Origin of the sequence: Arthrobacter sp. 24S4-2, assembly GCF_005280255.1 — a bacterium.
Classification (GTDB): domain Bacteria; phylum Actinomycetota; class Actinomycetes; order Actinomycetales; family Micrococcaceae; genus Arthrobacter.
Genome location: NZ_CP040018.1, coordinates 2,355,859 through 2,371,339 on the forward strand (window position 1 = coordinate 2,355,859; position 15,481 = coordinate 2,371,339).

Consider the following 15,481-nt stretch of genomic DNA (forward strand, 5'->3'; position numbering starts at 1 on the left):
CCCGCTATCAGCACCAGCCCAATCAAGGAACCTTCATGCCGCACAGTACCTACCCTCGCCCTAACCCCGACGATGTCGTCATCGTCGGGGGAGCCAGAACACCTCAAGGCCGGATCAACGGACAGTTTGCATCCTTCAGCGCTTCCGATCTCGGGGCTAGAGCGCTGGCCGGCGCCCTAAGGAAGTCAGGGGTATCCGCCACCCAGATCGATGCGGTCATCATGGGACAGGTGGTCCAGGCCGGCACCGGACAAAACCCGGCCCGACAGACAGCCATCAAAGCCGGCCTCGGTTGGAATGTTCCTGCGATGACCATAAACAAAGTATGCCTATCCGGACTCGCGGCCGTGATCGACGCCGCACGAATGATCAGGGGCGGGGACGCTGATGTGGTCGTGGCCGGAGGACAGGAGTCCATGAGCCAGAGCCCGCATCTCCTACCCGGTTCACGGGGTGGCTGGAACTTCGGCAATACACCGCTCGTAGACTCTGTGGCCCACGATGGTTTGACCGACGCCTACGAAGCCATCAGCATGGGAGCGCTCACCGAACGCGGAAACACGACACTTGGCATCGACAGAACCCAACAGGACGACGTAGCAGCTGCCTCGCACCGGCGTGCCGCCCGCGCTATGGATGACGGTGTCTTTGATGAGGAAATCGTCTCCGTGACCGTCCAGCCCAAGAAGGGCCCGGCCGCCATTGTCAAAACCGACGAAAGCATCCGTCCCGACACCTCGGAGGACTCCCTAGCCGCACTCCACCCCGCATTCGCCCCCGACGGATCCATCACCGCCGGAAACTCCTCTCCACTCTCAGACGGAGCCACGGTACTAATCCTGACCAGGCGGTCGCTGGCAGAACGCCTTAATCTGGGTATCCTCGCTGTCGTGGGTTCTGCCGGCCAGGTCGCCGGACCGGACAATTCGCTCCATTCTCAGCCCGCGGAAGCCATCAAGAATGCACTCATCCGAGCCTCGTGGAGCGTCGACGATCTCGACTTCATCGAAATCAACGAAGCCTTCGGTGCAGTTGCCGTCCAATCACTGAAAGAGCTCGCGATACCGCTGGAGCGATGCAACATCCACGGCGGGGCAATTGCCCTAGGACATCCGATCGGGGCATCCGGTGCCCGAATCGCCTTGCACGCTGCCCACGAACTCAACCGCAGAGGCACCGGGCGAGCCGCTGTCGGCCTGTGTGGCGGCGGAGGACAAGGGGAGGCACTACTCCTCTACCGTGACGGGACGACGGAGCCGGGCAACCTGCACCCAACGTCATCCCTCCTTCATGAAGCCTAATTCGAAAGGAAACTCAGTGACAGTTGCTGATCACCTCCGCGTTTCAATACATTCGACGCAAGGATCAACGGCCCTTCGCATTTAGGCATGGTTAGGGCTGGCTGAGAGCACCGCCGCGTGGCATGGTGCGGAGCGGTGCGGCGTGGTGCGGCTGGAAAGAGGTCAGGGCCTCTTTGAATTGGTAGCGACCAAGCAAACCAATACCCAAAAGAGACCCTGACATGAATAACTCTATGTCTTGTTCCGGTGGCCGCTGGTGCACGCGCGCTGATGCTCTGCTCGGTGTCGAGGGCATCCACATCAGCTCCGTCACGGCAACCGAGAACGGCCTGGTTCTGCGCGTCGAAACCGGGGAAACCCTCAGCGGCTGCCCGGACTGCGGCGACATCGCGATCGGCCACGGACGCCGGCAGGTCCAGCTTCATGACATTCCCTGTTTCGGCAGGCCGGTGCGGCTGCTGTGGGCAAAGCGGGTCTGGCGCTGCCCGGACCCAGACTGTCCGGGGAACACCTTCACCGAGGAACACCCACTGGCAGGGCCGCGGGCGAAACTCACCGCCCGAGCAGTGGCATGGGCGACCGACGCGCTGGCCCGGTTCGACACCTCAGTCTCAGCCCTGGCCCACCAGCTCGGCGTCTCCTGGCACACCGTCTGGGACGCCGTCAAGGCAGAGGCCACCAGACGCATCGGAATCACGGACCGGCTCGCCGGCGTGGACGCGCTTGGCGTCGACGAGCATGTCTGGTCCCACACTGGCCCGCCCGGATCGGGCATGGTCACCGGCATCGTGGACCACACCCGCGACGCCAACGGCATTGTCCATGCACGGCTTCTCGACCTCGTGCCGGGACGGTCCGGGAAGGCCTACGCTGACTGGCTCAGAGCGCGCGGCGAGGAGTTCACCGATCGCTGTTGGGGAGTCAATTTACTCGCTTGGACATTTTCGCGAGTACCTCGAACATGGGGCCGCGCAAATCGTCCAGGCGGATGTCGGACGGATCGGAGGAATCACGCCGTGGCTTAAGGCTGCGCATCTCGCCGAAGCCTTCAACGTGGCCATCAGCCCCCACTTCCTGATGGAACTGCATGTAAGCCTCGTGGCGGCGGTTCCCAACGGCCAATACGTTGAACACATACCTCAACTAAGGTCGGTTACGCGAAGCGAAATTGAGGTGCGCGACGGCCACGCCGTGGCCCCCGACGCGCCGGGAATCGGAATCGATTGGAACACCGACGCAATAGACGACCGCCGGATCGCGTAGTCGGCTTCGGTGCGGGAGGCACCGGTCGGTCCAAGTTGTCTCCAATGGCGCTGCCATGACGGATCTCCTTGACGGGGGCGCCAGCGGACAATTCAGGGACACCTGTTGTGATCCCGCCCGGACCTTTCTCCTTCTGCCCGGGCGGAGTGGGCATCCTGCCGGTACGACGACGTACACGTGACAGGATCCGGCTTCGTCTGTTCCCGTTAGCCGACGGCGTCCCGGGGAAGGGACCGACATATCCGGTGTTGGATGATCCCGCCGGTCAGCCTTCACACTCAGTACAGTAGGCATGGCCGTTCTTCTCGCGGGCGAGCTGGCAGCGGTGCCGGACGAGGGAGCAGGAGTAGCAGGTGAATTCGTCATCCTTTTTCGGGATGACTTGGACGATGAGTTCTTCGGCGACGCATTCACCGCCGGGGACACCGACGCTGTCCATGTTGTCGGCCTCGTCCAAGTCGCGGACGACGCTGCGGGCGTCCGGGGCGTTGGCTGACTGCAGTGCCTCCAGGGAGTTGTTCGTGACTCCTTGCAGTCGGAACGAAGTTCATCGTAATCGGTTGCCACTTGGGTGGTATCTCTTTTCTCAGGTTTTGGCTTGTCCGACGTTCAACGTACGGCATGCCCCGTGTATCCACAGCTGTAGTGCTGAGCTACTTCGATGAGAAGGAGCAGAGGGCCCTGCACCGCCCTGTTTGGCTCTCAATCGCCCGCCGGGACTCTCAGCGCACCGGAACAAGTGCAGCCGCGCGTGAGGACCGCCGGTTTCAAGGCTGGGTTGTCCGCTGCGGTGCCGTGACGTCGTTACCGGAATGAGCCCGACAGCCTTGGTCCAGGAAGACGGGACACCCTGAGCAGTAGGGTGACCGCGAGCTCTCCGCCAGCCCCTTCATGAACCAGGTAGATTCACCGGGTGAGCCCCTGGTCGTTCCTTTGTGCAGCCTTGAAGGAAGCGTCGACTCCTTCATGGAGTCGGAGTCCTGGAAGCTGGAACGGTGTCTAGTCCGGCCATGCTGAGTTACGGATGACGTCGACGAAGTTGGTGTACTTGAACCCGGGGACGAAGTGAGACAACACGTCGGCATTGACATTGCCGAAGGTGGTGTGGGGGCGATTTATGTTGCCATCCGTGAATGCTTCGAGGATTTGGCGCTTGAAGTCCTTTCTCGGATGCGCGTGAGTGACGGCGTTCACGTCGCCGGGAGCGATGTCGAGGTAGCCGATTCCCAGAACATCGGTCTCGACGCCTGCCGTGACGAGGGCGATCTCCGGATCCATGAATTCGGGAACTCCCGGCGTTGTGTGAAGCGCGATGGCCGTCCATACTGTAGTCGCCTCGGCGTCTGAATAGCCGTGGCCCTTGAGGAAGGCGCGGGCCGCATTGGCGCCGTCCACCTCGAACCTCTGAACGGTCGTGGAATAAGTTTCGATAAGTCCAAGATCGTGAAAGAGCGCGCCTACATACAGAAGCTCAAGGTCTGGATTCAGCCCGAGACGCCGCGCCTGCAGAGCCCCGAAGAGGAAGACCCGGCGGGAGTGGTGGAACAACAAGTCGTTTTCGGCTTCCCTGACGAGGTCCGTCGCATCCCGGACGAGGGCTGTATCCGGGATCTCGATTCCGGCAATGGTTTCCAACATGTGTCCTCCGTGGCATTTAAGGAGCTGTTACCTTCTGCTCAACTACCAGCTTGGTTCAGTTATGCTTGTGAACGCCATGTCAATCTGGACGTGTATCCCCCAATATCGGACATAGGGTGAAAGCATGCCGACGATGCGCACGGTGGGTTTCTTCGTCTACGACGGTGTTCAGCTTCTGGATGTCTGCGGTCCCCTCGAAGTCTTTGGGGAGGCGGCCAAGCGTGGGGCGCCTTACAAGTTGCTGCTGGTCTCGCCCACGGGCACGGATGTTCGCTCATCCGCAGGCGTCCGGCTCTGCGTCGATTCAGTGGCTTGGGATGCCCCGCCCCTGGACACGGTCGTCATCGCAGGGTCAGAGCAACTCGTGATTGACTCCCAGTCTGTACCTGATTTGGCACCGGCAGTCCAGATTTTGGCGGGAGGCGCGCGCCGGGTCGCTTCCGTGTGCACTGGTGCTTTTCTGCTCGCCGCGCTGGGGATGTTGGACGATCAGCGCGCAACGACACACTGGCGCCACACGGCACAACTCCAGTCCCGGTTTCCGGGTGTGGAGGTGGAACCCGACGCGATTTTCGTCAAGAGCGGCCGAATATATACGAGTGCGGGTGTCTCCGCGGGTCTGGATCTCGCTCTGGCTTTGGTCGAAGAGGACCACGGTCCGGACCTGGCCCGGGACGTTGCCCGCGAACTTGTGATGTTCATGCAACGGCCCGGCGGCCAATCCCAGTTTTCCGTACGCACAGGCGTTCCCGCGGCAAGGACTCCTGTCATCCGCACGATTCTGGACGGGATCCTTCTGGAGCCCGCCGCGGATCACCGAGCGGGTACTCTCGCCCGCCGAGCGAACATGAGCGAACGCCACCTTCGACGTCTTTTTAATTCAGAGTTGGGGACTACACCCAGCAATTTCGTTGAACAGGTGCGTCTTGAACGCGCCCGCACTTTCCTTGAGGCGGGATCATCGGTGTCCGGTGCGGCCATTGGGAGCGGGCTCGGAAGCGACGAAACCCTTCGTCGGGTTTTCGCCGGAACCTACGGAACGACACCTTCCGAGTATCGCCGGCGCTTTGCCACGACAGTGAGAAGCGAAGACAACGGGGTTCGCCACTCCTAGCCACGTCAGAAGTCGACGGCTGGATGTTGGTCCAGCGACGCGGCCTCCTGGCCATCAGTTTTTTGCGCGAGATGATGTGCCGGTCCCGGCAACGGGATGACGGCCAAGACGTCCCGGCCGATGGAGCCTGGCGCCGCAACGAGCAGTCGGCGGGTGGTTTCGATGGCCACCGGAATCCGGTTGTCGGCATTGTCGCCGAAGGCGCAAGGCATTTCCAGCAGTTCCGTCAGGCTGGCGGCTATATCTTCGATGCATCACGAGGCCAGCAATTGGCCTTGTATGTCCACAAGTGCCACGGTAACGGGAACGGTTGCCGGGCCCCGGGCCGTTGCTTCCGGCGTTGCCATGGCCCGGATGCGTCTGATGTGGGGCCATTTGGCGAAGTGCCCGACGGGTTTGGCGACTTCGGCCGGCAGGGGACGGGGCTTGTCATCGATCCAGGTTTCGAAGCGGTTCAGCTACGGGTCCTGGTGGTGTGGGAGGAGCCCCTGGTGCATGAGCAGCGTCCGGAGGTGGTCAGCTGCCCGTCCTGGCGTATCGCGATGACTGTCGAGGCCTTGGTGGGTCAGGGGAGCCCGGTAGCCTAGCGAGTTCCGCGAGCGGAGGTTGGGGCGGCCCTGCCTGGCCGAGCCGCCCCAACTCCTGCAGCGTCGCTACTTGATGTTCCTTATGGCGTACCGGATCACATCTGTGCGCATGACGTCCCCTGATGTCTTGACCGCACGGAACGTGTGCTCCTGGTCCTTCAATCCGTTGATCGCGAAGACCGAGCGGCCGGTGACCCGGCTCTCGTTGTAGGTGTTGGCCTTGTCGGCGAGTTTTCCGTCGATATAAATTTCCACCTCACCTTGATCCGGGCCCATGGCTGTCAGCCATTCGACGCCGGTTCCGCGGAACGGGAACTCGACGGCTGCGCCGTTCTCGGTCGTGTAGTGCACGTCGTCCAGGTAGTCCCTCGGAACTGGAAGTCGAACACCTGGTCTCCGACAGCCAGTGCAGCAAGGTATGCCTTCCGGATCGTGATGGCATTACCCGTGACGTCATAGTCGGCCCCTGGGGTTAGCGCCTGCCCGGCGTGCATGATCGCTGCCAGCTCGCCGTGGTCACGCAACAGTTGCACGTTGATGTCTGCCTGCCCGGCCGGTGCTTTGTCGAACGTCGTATTATCCGCAGTCAGCAAACCATCGGATCTGACGACGAGCTTGTCGACCAGCATGTAGGCGCCCGACCGCTTTACCGCCCGGAACGTGTGCGTGCCGCTCGGGAGACCGTCCACGCTGTACACCACTTGTTGCACTCCTCTCCCGTCGCTCGGATCTCTGTGCGCGCTGACGGTCTGCTTCAGTTGCCCGTCGATGTAGATGTCCACGTCACCCTGGGATTCGTGAGTCTCAGTCACATAGTCGATGCCCGTGCCCACAAACTGGTGCTCGATCGCGTCTCCGTCCCGTTCGCTGTAATGGACATCGTCCATGTAGTCTCCGAGTCCGCGGTTTGTGCCTTGGCTCCATGACCCGACGTAGACGACGGCGGGATCGTTGTCATTGAGGGTCGTGGTCCGTGTGGACGGGATGCCCGCCGGCTGTGGCTGACCCTGCGCCGACGCCGAATCTGTCACCGCGATCGTCAGCGGCTGTGATTCCGCAGCAACCGCCTTATCGCCGTTCCTCGCCCATGAGCCGTCGTAACCGACCTGGATGTTGTCGTCGTTAACCGTGATCAAAGCGTCCTTGGCAGGGGTCACCTTCAGCAGCCGGGAACCGTGCGTCGGCACGCTCTCCGCGGTGAAGCCGGAATCGCTCTTTCCAAGGTTTGCCCCGGTCCACATATCCTGCACGTTCGCGGCGCCGTCGAGCCCGAGATCGGACCAACGCGTTTCGACGTCGGCGTCCGTCCGGCCGAGGTTGAACAGCGCGACCGTGTAGCTGCCGTCCTCGTTCAAGGCGTACCACGTCTGCTGGTTCGTCTCGATCGACACTGGCCGTGCCGCCCGCCCGGCTTGGTTCACGGCGATGACGTCCTTATTGGTCAGGAGTTCGAGCCCCAGATCATCGAGTTTCGTCAGATCGTTGCCTAGGTAGATGGGCACTGCTGACACCGCCCAGAACGTCATTGCGGTACGCCGTTCGTCGGGGGTCAGGCCGTCCATGGCGCCGTTGCCCACGTTCAAGGAATCGAAGTCATTCCACCCGCCCGGACCAGCATGCCGCCACCATTCGGCTGCCTTCGGGAACAACCGGGAAATGTTGTTCCAAGTCGTCAACGCTTCATTGGCGCAATAGCACTCCACGTCCCAATCGACCCGCCACCCGTTCGCGTACTCCTTCCAATAGTCCGCGTATTTGATGTCGAGCGCCCACGACAACTCCAGCCAGATATTGTGCCGCGAAAGCGCCTGCGACCACGCTTTGACATCATCCCGGGCGTCCAGGGACAGATCTTGCACCCCGGAGCCGGGCGTCACGCTGTCGAATTTGAGGAAGTCGACGCCCCAGCCCGCTATCAGGTCCGCGATCGAGTCGACGTACTTCTGCGCACACGGGTTCGAGAAATCTATCCGATATCCGAGATTCCAATAGTCCGCCTGATGCACGGGCTGAACCGCGATATTCCGCATTGAGCAGCCGGGTGCCCCGAAGATGGGCAGGTCCTGTTCATACGCCTGCGGTGACATGCCGGGGATCAGATACAACCCGAACTTCTGCCCGTTGCCGTGCACATGATCGATGACCTCCTGCAGGCCGTTCGGATAGAGCGTCTGGCTCGGTACTGGACGTGCGTACTCGTCCATGCCGCCGTTCCAACCGGCGTCCACGTTAATGTACTCGTACCCGGACGATTGCAGCTTGACGTGCATCGCGTCTGATTGTGCAATGATTTGTTCCCCGGTGATCCATTGCCCGTTCCCGGAGTAGACCTGCATGCTGTAGCTGCTCCAGCCCATATATGGCTTCAGCGCGAGAGTGTCTTGAGGTGTGTCTTGAGGTGTGTCTTGAACTATTTTCTCCGCAGCCACCGCTGGATCCGGCATCGGCAGAGAGAGCCCGAACGACGCGAGCCCGGCGATTGCCGCCATAGCCCATAGCGTCTGTCTTGCTGACTTCTTCGTCACGTGTTCCTCCCATTACAGAACATTCAACGTCGCCGGATAGCGACGCTTATTTCCATGTGCCTGCCCTGGCCCTGGCGGGCCGTGTTCGGTGCGGATTGATGAGGGCTGGCGATGGTCTGTCGAACAAATCGCGCGGCACGGAAACTGCTCCGACTTCGCCGCTTGGAGAATGCCCGTCAACTTTCTTGGCCGCTCACGACACCCTCAATGCGTCGAGGGCGCGAGCGAGACGTGCAGCAGCCAGAGCGACCGGTGAGCACGGAGCGGCTCCGCAAAACCAACGGCTGGGGACCAAGGCATGACCGTTCGCGCCGCTCCCGGCGGTGCGGCCTACCGGGTTGTGACCCGGAGACCGCGGCGGCAGAGCTATTCTGCGGAACGAACCTCAAAGAGCATCACGTGCCCCGGGTTCAGGGTCGGCAATGGCACACCGACGTTTGCCAACACAGTGCCGGGAATATCGACCCACCCCTCGAGAGCCTGCTCCACCCAGGCGGGCCCGGCGCCCTGGTGGAGTGAGGCCGGTCCGAGCTCGTCGCGAACCCGCACCCTGTATCGTTTGTCCGGCTCCAGGCCCGGGAAGGTCACGCGTCCGGACTGCCCAAAACCGGACGTCGCCAGACGCACCCAGCTGAAAAGAGCACGCTTGCCGTCGGCCGCTACGCTGCCGTGCAGGAGAGTATTCGGGTCGCTGAGGTCTGCATGGACCGTTCGACCGGTGTGGATCAGTTCACGGAACTCCCTGTAGAGCTTCCCCCATGCTTTGAGCGCGGTCATTTCCTCCGGACCACAGCGAGTGATATCCCATTCCACCCCGGCGTGGGCGAACAGCGAAGTTGCCAGCCGGATCGGCAAGTCTGCGACCCTGCCGGTCGTGTGCGAGCGGGGCGCGCCCACGTGCGATCCGACGAGTTCGGGCGGCAGCAGTAGCGAAGTCCACTGCTGAATGCTCTGACGCTCCAGCGGGTCGTTGCAGTCCGACGCCCAGACCCGGTCTGTACGGTCGAGTATGCCCAGGTCGACACGGGCGCCGCCTGCTGAGCAACTCTCGATCTCCAGGGCGGGGTGCCGCCGCTTCAGTTCATCGATGAGCGCATACAAGGCGGTCGTCTGGGCGTGGACGCCGGGCCGGTCCCCGCCTGCACCGCGCGCGACTGCCTCCAGCAGGTCGCGATTGTGGTCCCATTTGAGGTAATCGATCGAGTACTCATTGACCAGCTGGTCAAGATGTTTCAGCAAGTACTGCCAGCTGTCCTCGCGGGCAATGTTGAGAACGAACTGCCGGCGGGATGGCAATCCGACGCCTTCTGATGGGGCAAGCAGCCATTCCGGATGCTCCCGCGCGATATCCGAATCCAGGTTCACCATTTCCGGTTCAACCCAGAGGCCGAACTGCATCCCGTGCGAGCGGATGCGGTCAACCAGCGGATGCAAACCCTTGGGCCAGATACCCGCATCTACTGTCCAGTCGCCCAACCCAGCGGAATCGTCGCGCCGCCCGTGGAACCAGCCGTCGTCCAGTACCAACCGTTCGATTCCCAGCTCCGCGGCTCTGTCCGTGAGCTCGATCAGTCGGTCGAGGTCATGGTCGAAATACACCGCTTCCCAGGTGTTCAGGACCAGCGGGCGGGCCGATGAGGGATGTAGGAGGCGGTGGCGCAGATTTTCGTGAAACCGGTCTGCGATACCATCAGTGCCCTGGCCGGACCAAGCGAACACCAGCTTCGGCGCCCGGTAGGTGCCGCCATGTTCCAGCCGGATTTCTCCCGGCTGGAGGAGTTCGCCGCCGCCGAGCACCGCGGAGTAGCTGCCGGCGCCCTCCGGAAGGCGTTCAACAAACCACTGCTGATTCCCGCTCCAGGCGACGTGCATGCCCCAGACCTCGCCGTGGCGGAAGCCAAATCCCGGCGTTCCCACCAGCATCAAATACGGCGAATCGGCCCCGGGCTTACCGCGGCGCACGGTCCGGCTGTGGCTTCCGTCCCGGACGGGTTGCCGCTGGGGTGAACGTTCCCTGGACCATTTTCCCGTGAGGTCAAGGATCTCGGTGGCCCTGGCAGGCAAAGGCAGCATCGTTCTGATCGAATTCAGCTCGAACGCGGGCCCATCTGTCAGGTGCGATGTCGAGGAGGATTCGACTTCCAACAGCCCCTCGGCGGTCAGCGTGTAGGTCGCCTCGATGTCCACGCCGCTCACAAGGTCCGTGAGCCCCAGCTCGAGACGACCTCCAGCGTCTCCGCCCTCGGTGTGGACGTGGTTCAACTGCAGTCTGGGAGTCGTCTGGGTTCCGCCGCGATGGCCCGCGATGGACGGGGTTCCAGACCAGCCCTCGTGCTCCGTCGGCCAGAGCGAGAGGACCCGCGGAGTGTCCGGGGCATTGTTCAGGACGGAGGTGCCCGCCGTGAGCCGTAGGGACTGTAGTGCCGGTCCGTCCATCTCGCCCAGGTCGGCTCCCCAGTGCAGGATGCGGGGAACCTGGCTGGCCAGGTCGATGGCTAGCGAGACGCCAGCGGCCCTCATATAGGCGATGTTCAAGGGGCTTTGCGGCATTGATAACCTCCAAATTAATTACTTGACAGAGTCAATTAATCATTATTATGCTCTTGTTGCAAGCGATGGTCACCACCAAATTCGCACCGAACGGCCGGTCCCGAAGCAAAAACTGGAAAGCTTTTACGGGCTTCCTCTCAAGATGAGAGTCATATCAATGTCGATATCAGTACAAAACAAGCCGAACATTTCGGACCCGCCTCCAAAGCGAAAAATTCGACGTCAATCGACATCGAGAATGCATTCCCCGGCACATCGCAACGACGGTCGTCTCGCCTGGATTCTGATTGCACCGGCCCTGGTGGGGTTCATCGTTTTTGCCGTGTATCCAACACTGCGTGGGATCTACCTGAGCTTCACGAATTTCCGTGTGCTCAGCCCGCCCAGTTGGACGGGACTGGACAACTTTGTCCGGTTGATCCACGACGACGTCTTCTGGGGCGCGTTGGGCGTCACCGTCTATTTTGTGGTCCTGTCTGTCGTGATAGGTATGACGTTCTCCCTGGTCACCGCCGTCATCCTGCACCGCCTGAACGCTTCGACTCTGGTGCGGGGGATGGTCATCCTGCCCTTCCTGATATCCGGCGTCGTTGCAGCCACGACCTGGTCCTGGATGCTGGACTCTCAGCTGGGCATCATCAACATGCTGATCGAAAAACTAACCGGCAGCCCGATACTTTTCCTTGGCTCACGGTCCTGGGCCATCCCGTCGATTGCGCTCATTAGCGTCTGGAAATCGATGGGCTACAACGCCATCATCATCTTTGCCGGACTGCAGACTATTCCGTCCACGGTTTACGAGGCAGGCCGCATCGATGGGGCCTCCGAGGTGAAGATGTTCCGGTACCTCACACTTCCGCTGCTGCGTCCGATCCTGGCGATGGTGCTGATTCTGAACGTCATCGGATCCTTCCAGGTCTTCGACATCGTCGCGGTCACCACAAAAGGCGGGCCGGCCAACGCGTCGAATGTGCTGCAGATGTATATCTACCAGAAGGCCTTCGGACAGTTCGACTTCGGCTACGCCTCCACCATGTCGCTGGCCCTGTTCGCGATGCTCATAGTGATCACCTTCCTGCAGATGCGCCTGACGCGGGCCAGCCAAACCGATACGAACTGACCGGGAGAGACCCACCATGATTACCAGCACCATTCGTCGGCGCCGCCCCTTTTCTGCGGGGCGCTTCACGTCCTGGGTCTATGTCGCCCTCATCCTGCTTATTACGGTGTTCCCGTTTTACTGGATGCTGCGCACGGCGTTCTCCAACAACCGTGCACTCGCCACGAACCCGGGATCGTTTCTGCCAGTCGATTTCACCCTGGGTGCTTTCCGCCGGGTTATTGGCCTTGCAACAGCCAGCGAATCTCTCGCGGAGGGCGGCTCCGGCGCCTCGCTCCAGCTTGGTCCGTACATTCTCAACTCAGTGATTTACGCAACTGTCTCCACCGTTTCCATCGTGTTTTTCTCAGCCCTGGCCGCCTACGCCTTTTCCCGGCTGCAGTGGCGGGGTCGGGAACTGATGTTCGGCCTGTTCCTGACGGCGCTGATGGTGCCAGGAATCCTTACCCTGCTGCCCAACTTTGTGCTGATCAAGGACCTCGGCCTCCTCAACACCTTTGCCGGCATGATTCTGCCCGGGGCACTGTTTTCCGCGTTCAACATCTTCTTCCTGAGGCAGTTCATGCTGGGAATGAGCAATGAGATCGAAGAGGCAGCCATCATCGACGGCGCAGGCAGGCTGCGGATCTTCTTTGGGATCACCCTGCCCATGACCTCCGGCCCGATCATCACGCTTTCGATCCTCGGGTTCATCACCGCTTGGAATGACTACTTCTGGCCGCTACTGGTTACCAACGACGAGAGCGTCCGGCCGCTGACCCTGGCTCTGGCGGTGTTCAAGCAATCTTCCCCGCAGGCGGCCCCCGACTGGTCGGGCCTCATGGCAGCGACCCTGGTCGCGGCGTTGCCGATGCTGGTGCTCTTCCTGGCGTTCGGCAAGCGCATCGTCAATTCCATCGGCTTTACCGGCCTCAAATAAGACAAGGACAGGACCACCGTGATGACAGAAGCACAAGGATTGCGCCTGCGCTGGCCGGCACCGGCAGCGGACTGGACCGAGGCCATCCCAATCGGCAACGGCCGGCTGGGGGCCATGGTCTTCGGGGGCGCCCGACAGGCACGCTGGCAGATCAACGATGCCACCGTATGGTCCGGCACCCCGTCCGGCCCGGCCACCGAACTGGCCAAGCTGGTGGCCGGCGGCGCGGGACCGGCGCGGTTGGCAGAAGTACGATCGGCGATCAACCGCCGGGACTACCGCACGGCGGAGGCGCTGCTAATGAGCTTTGAGGGGCCGTACTCACAGGAATTCCTCCCGTTCGCAGAACTGGACATGTTGATCGGCGCCAGCGACGGATCCTCCGCCGAAAGCTATGCCGGACGCGAACTGGACCTGGCCGACGCCGTCGTGGACGAGCGTTTCACCGTGGGGACCGCAACCCTTCGCCGGCGCAGCTGGGCGTCCCACCCTGCCGGTGCGCTGTGCGTACAGCTGACCTCCGATGCGCCGGTCGATGTGGACCTCAGTCTGAGCACGCCCCTGCGCCTGATCCATCGGGAGGGTGGTCCCGGCGGGCTGAACCTACAAGTGGCCATCCCGGCAGATGGCGCCCCGCTGCACGAAGAAGAGGCCGACGCCTTTCGTTACTCCGATAGCGATGTCGACGGATTTGATCCATTCGCGGCCGCCGCCCTCAGCGTGGAAAGCGATGGCGTGGCACACTATGCAGACGGCCGGCTGCAGACTAGCGGAGCCCGCAGGATCCTAGTGACCTTCGCCAGCAGCACGAATGCCGCCCACTGGTGGCAAGGTGAAACCACTGGGTTGGGCCGCGGTTTCAGGGCCGACCGGCTCGCGGAAGCCACCCAGCGTTCTGCCTCCGCAGCCGGCCTCGGGGCTCAGAGGCTGCTGGCAGAGCATCTGGCGGACATCCGCCCTCTGCTCGGATCCACGCGAGTCCAGATCGGCCGGCGACGCGGGCTGGTCGACGTCGCCGGGAACTTCTTCGGAACCGACGATGCGCTCAAGGCCACCTTGCTGGTGCAGTATGGGCGATACCTGCTTGCAGCGGCCTCCCGTCCCGGCGGACCGCCGGCCAATCTCCAGGGCATCTGGAACGACCAGCTGCGCCCGGCATGGTCCTCCAACTACACCATCAACATCAACGCTCAGATGAACTACTGGGGTGCCGAGACAAGTGGCCTGGGCGAATGCCATATGCCACTATTCGATCTGCTCGACCGTCTGGCTGCCAACGGCACTGCCGTGGCCCGGGAGCTCTATGGTGCACGCGGCTGGGTGGCACACCACAACAGCGATCTTTGGGGATGGTCATTGCCCGTCGGTAACGGCCAGGGGAGCCCGTCGTGGGCCATATGGATGCTGGGAGGAACCTGGCTCAGCGACCATTTGTGGCAGCATTACGAATTCAGTCTCGATCGACGGTTTCTGCGGGAGCGCGCCTGGCCGGTGCTCAGCGGGGCAGCCTTGTTTGCGTTGGACTGGCTGATTGACGACGGCGACGGCGGCTGGTTGCGTACCAGCCCCTCGACATCGCCGGAAAACCTGTTCGTCGGCCCGGGTAACCACCCGGAGTCGCTGGACGAGTCGAGCTTCGGGGACATTGCCCTGATCAGGAAACTATTCAACAACATCGTCTCGGCTGCCGCGGTACTGGGTGAAGAGTCGGACTTCGTTGACCAGATCAGGCAGGCGCTGGGGCGGCTGCGGCCTCCGGCTGTCACGTCCGGCGGCTGGCTGCAGGAGTGGAGCCAGGACTACACGGAGGTTCACCCCCAGCACCGCCACATGTCCCAGATGCTGGCCCTGTATCCTCTAGGACTCATTGACCCGGAAACCACGCCGGAGCTGGCTGCTGCCTCTGCGGAACTCCTGGATCGTCGCGGGCCCGGGGCGATGGGCTGGTCCTGGGCCTGGAAAATCGCCCTCCGTGCCCGGCTGGGCCAGGGCGATGCAGCGCTGTCTCTGCTGCAGGAAGCCAGCGAGTCATTCACCCGGGACCATCACCGCTTCGCCGCGGTGGACGGTTCGGAGTGGGGAGGCCTCCTGCCGAATCTGTTCAGCACCCACGCGCCCTTCCAGATTGACGGAAACTACGGCTTTGTCGGTGCCGTCATCGAAATGCTGCTGCAGAGTGCACCGGGCACAGTCCGGCTACTCCCCGCGCTGCCTGTGGCTTGGACGGAAGGCCGTGTGTCCGGTGTCCGCGCCAGAGGAGGCCTGAAAATTGATCTGGAATGGGACAAGGGCGAACTGGTTCGTGCCGCCCTCTCACGCGGCGCGGGCGAGGGCAACGAACCAGTCAGGGTAGTTTACTCGGGCCGGGAGATGCTGGTCAGTGTCCCGACCGGTGCCGTCGTCGAGCTGTTCCCCGAGAATTTCCGCACCGGGCGGCTGGCCGTACAGAGTGGAGCCAGCTGAT

12 protein-coding genes and 1 pseudogene are annotated in these 15,481 nt (G+C 62.3%); 8 read left to right on the forward strand and 5 right to left on the reverse strand.

The features are described from left to right. Nucleotides 1-35 precede the first annotated feature (35 nt). The 3 genes from FCN77_RS10725 to FCN77_RS26780 all read left to right on the forward strand — a co-directional run bounded on the left by FCN77_RS10725 (nucleotide 36) and on the right by FCN77_RS26780 (nucleotide 2,564). Entirely contained in the window at nucleotides 36-1,301 is a 1,266-nt protein-coding gene (locus FCN77_RS10725) for an acetyl-CoA C-acetyltransferase (RefSeq protein ID WP_137322264.1), read from the forward strand. A gap of 221 nt (nucleotides 1,302-1,522) precedes the next feature. After that, nucleotides 1,523-2,326: a helix-turn-helix domain-containing protein gene (locus FCN77_RS10730; RefSeq protein ID WP_217496268.1), complete on the forward strand. Its 804-nt coding sequence runs from the start codon at nucleotides 1,523-1,525 to the stop codon at nucleotides 2,324-2,326. Next, complete coding sequence (locus FCN77_RS26780) at nucleotides 2,226-2,564, forward strand: enolase C-terminal domain-like protein (RefSeq protein WP_254679013.1); 339 nt, start codon at nucleotides 2,226-2,228, stop codon at nucleotides 2,562-2,564. The genes FCN77_RS10730 and FCN77_RS26780 overlap by 101 nt, the downstream gene beginning before the upstream one ends. A gap of 265 nt (nucleotides 2,565-2,829) precedes the next feature. On the opposite strand, the pseudogene FCN77_RS10735 reads toward FCN77_RS26780, so the two are convergent. Continuing rightward, a pseudogene (locus FCN77_RS10735) lies at nucleotides 2,830-3,131 on the reverse strand (DUF4193 domain-containing protein). 432 nt (nucleotides 3,132-3,563) lie between these two features. Beyond that, the gene (locus FCN77_RS10740; RefSeq protein ID WP_137322265.1) at nucleotides 3,564-4,202 is read right to left on the reverse strand and encodes an HD domain-containing protein; all 639 of its coding nucleotides are present in this window, start codon (nucleotides 4,200-4,202) and stop codon (nucleotides 3,564-3,566) included. A gap of 124 nt (nucleotides 4,203-4,326) precedes the next feature. Between FCN77_RS10740 and FCN77_RS10745 the strand changes: the two genes are divergently transcribed. Both FCN77_RS10745 and FCN77_RS10750 read left to right on the forward strand, forming a co-directional pair. Next, on the forward strand, nucleotides 4,327-5,316 hold the full coding sequence (locus FCN77_RS10745; RefSeq protein ID WP_217496269.1) for a GlxA family transcriptional regulator: 990 nt from the start codon (nucleotides 4,327-4,329) through the stop codon (nucleotides 5,314-5,316). A 23-nt stretch (nucleotides 5,317-5,339) separates the two neighbouring features. Continuing rightward, complete coding sequence (locus FCN77_RS10750) at nucleotides 5,340-5,903, forward strand: hypothetical protein (protein ID WP_137322266.1); 564 nt, start codon at nucleotides 5,340-5,342, stop codon at nucleotides 5,901-5,903. A gap of 66 nt (nucleotides 5,904-5,969) precedes the next feature. Here FCN77_RS10750 and FCN77_RS26785 read toward each other — a convergent pair whose 3' ends face one another. The 3 genes from FCN77_RS26785 to FCN77_RS10760 form a co-directional block, all read right to left on the reverse strand. Continuing rightward, the gene (locus FCN77_RS26785; protein ID WP_254678937.1) at nucleotides 5,970-6,158 is read right to left on the reverse strand and encodes a hypothetical protein; all 189 of its coding nucleotides are present in this window, start codon (nucleotides 6,156-6,158) and stop codon (nucleotides 5,970-5,972) included. Between the two features lie 26 nt (nucleotides 6,159-6,184). Continuing rightward, a complete protein-coding gene (locus tag FCN77_RS10755; protein ID WP_254678938.1) occupies nucleotides 6,185-8,428 on the reverse strand; it encodes a X2-like carbohydrate binding domain-containing protein in 2,244 nt (747 codons plus the stop codon). A gap of 366 nt (nucleotides 8,429-8,794) precedes the next feature. Beyond that, nucleotides 8,795-10,978 (reverse strand): alpha-galactosidase, encoded by a 2,184-nt coding sequence (locus FCN77_RS10760; protein ID WP_137322267.1) that lies wholly within the window; start codon nucleotides 10,976-10,978, stop codon nucleotides 8,795-8,797. Between the two features lie 238 nt (nucleotides 10,979-11,216). On the opposite strand from FCN77_RS10760, the gene FCN77_RS10765 reads away from it, so the two are divergent. From FCN77_RS10765 to FCN77_RS10775, 3 genes are read left to right on the forward strand one after another with little or no spacing between them, the layout of a single operon-like run. Further along, nucleotides 11,217-12,098 carry a carbohydrate ABC transporter permease gene (locus tag FCN77_RS10765; RefSeq protein ID WP_254678939.1) on the forward strand — a complete coding sequence of 294 codons (882 nt, stop codon included), beginning with the start codon at nucleotides 11,217-11,219 and terminating at the stop codon, nucleotides 12,096-12,098. Between the two features lie 16 nt (nucleotides 12,099-12,114). After that, entirely contained in the window at nucleotides 12,115-13,017 is a 903-nt protein-coding gene (locus FCN77_RS10770; protein WP_137322268.1) for a carbohydrate ABC transporter permease, read from the forward strand. A gap of 21 nt (nucleotides 13,018-13,038) precedes the next feature. Continuing rightward, on the forward strand, nucleotides 13,039-15,480 hold the full coding sequence (locus FCN77_RS10775) for a glycoside hydrolase N-terminal domain-containing protein (RefSeq protein WP_137322269.1): 2,442 nt from the start codon (nucleotides 13,039-13,041) through the stop codon (nucleotides 15,478-15,480). The last annotated feature ends 1 nt before the right edge of the window (nucleotide 15,481 follow it).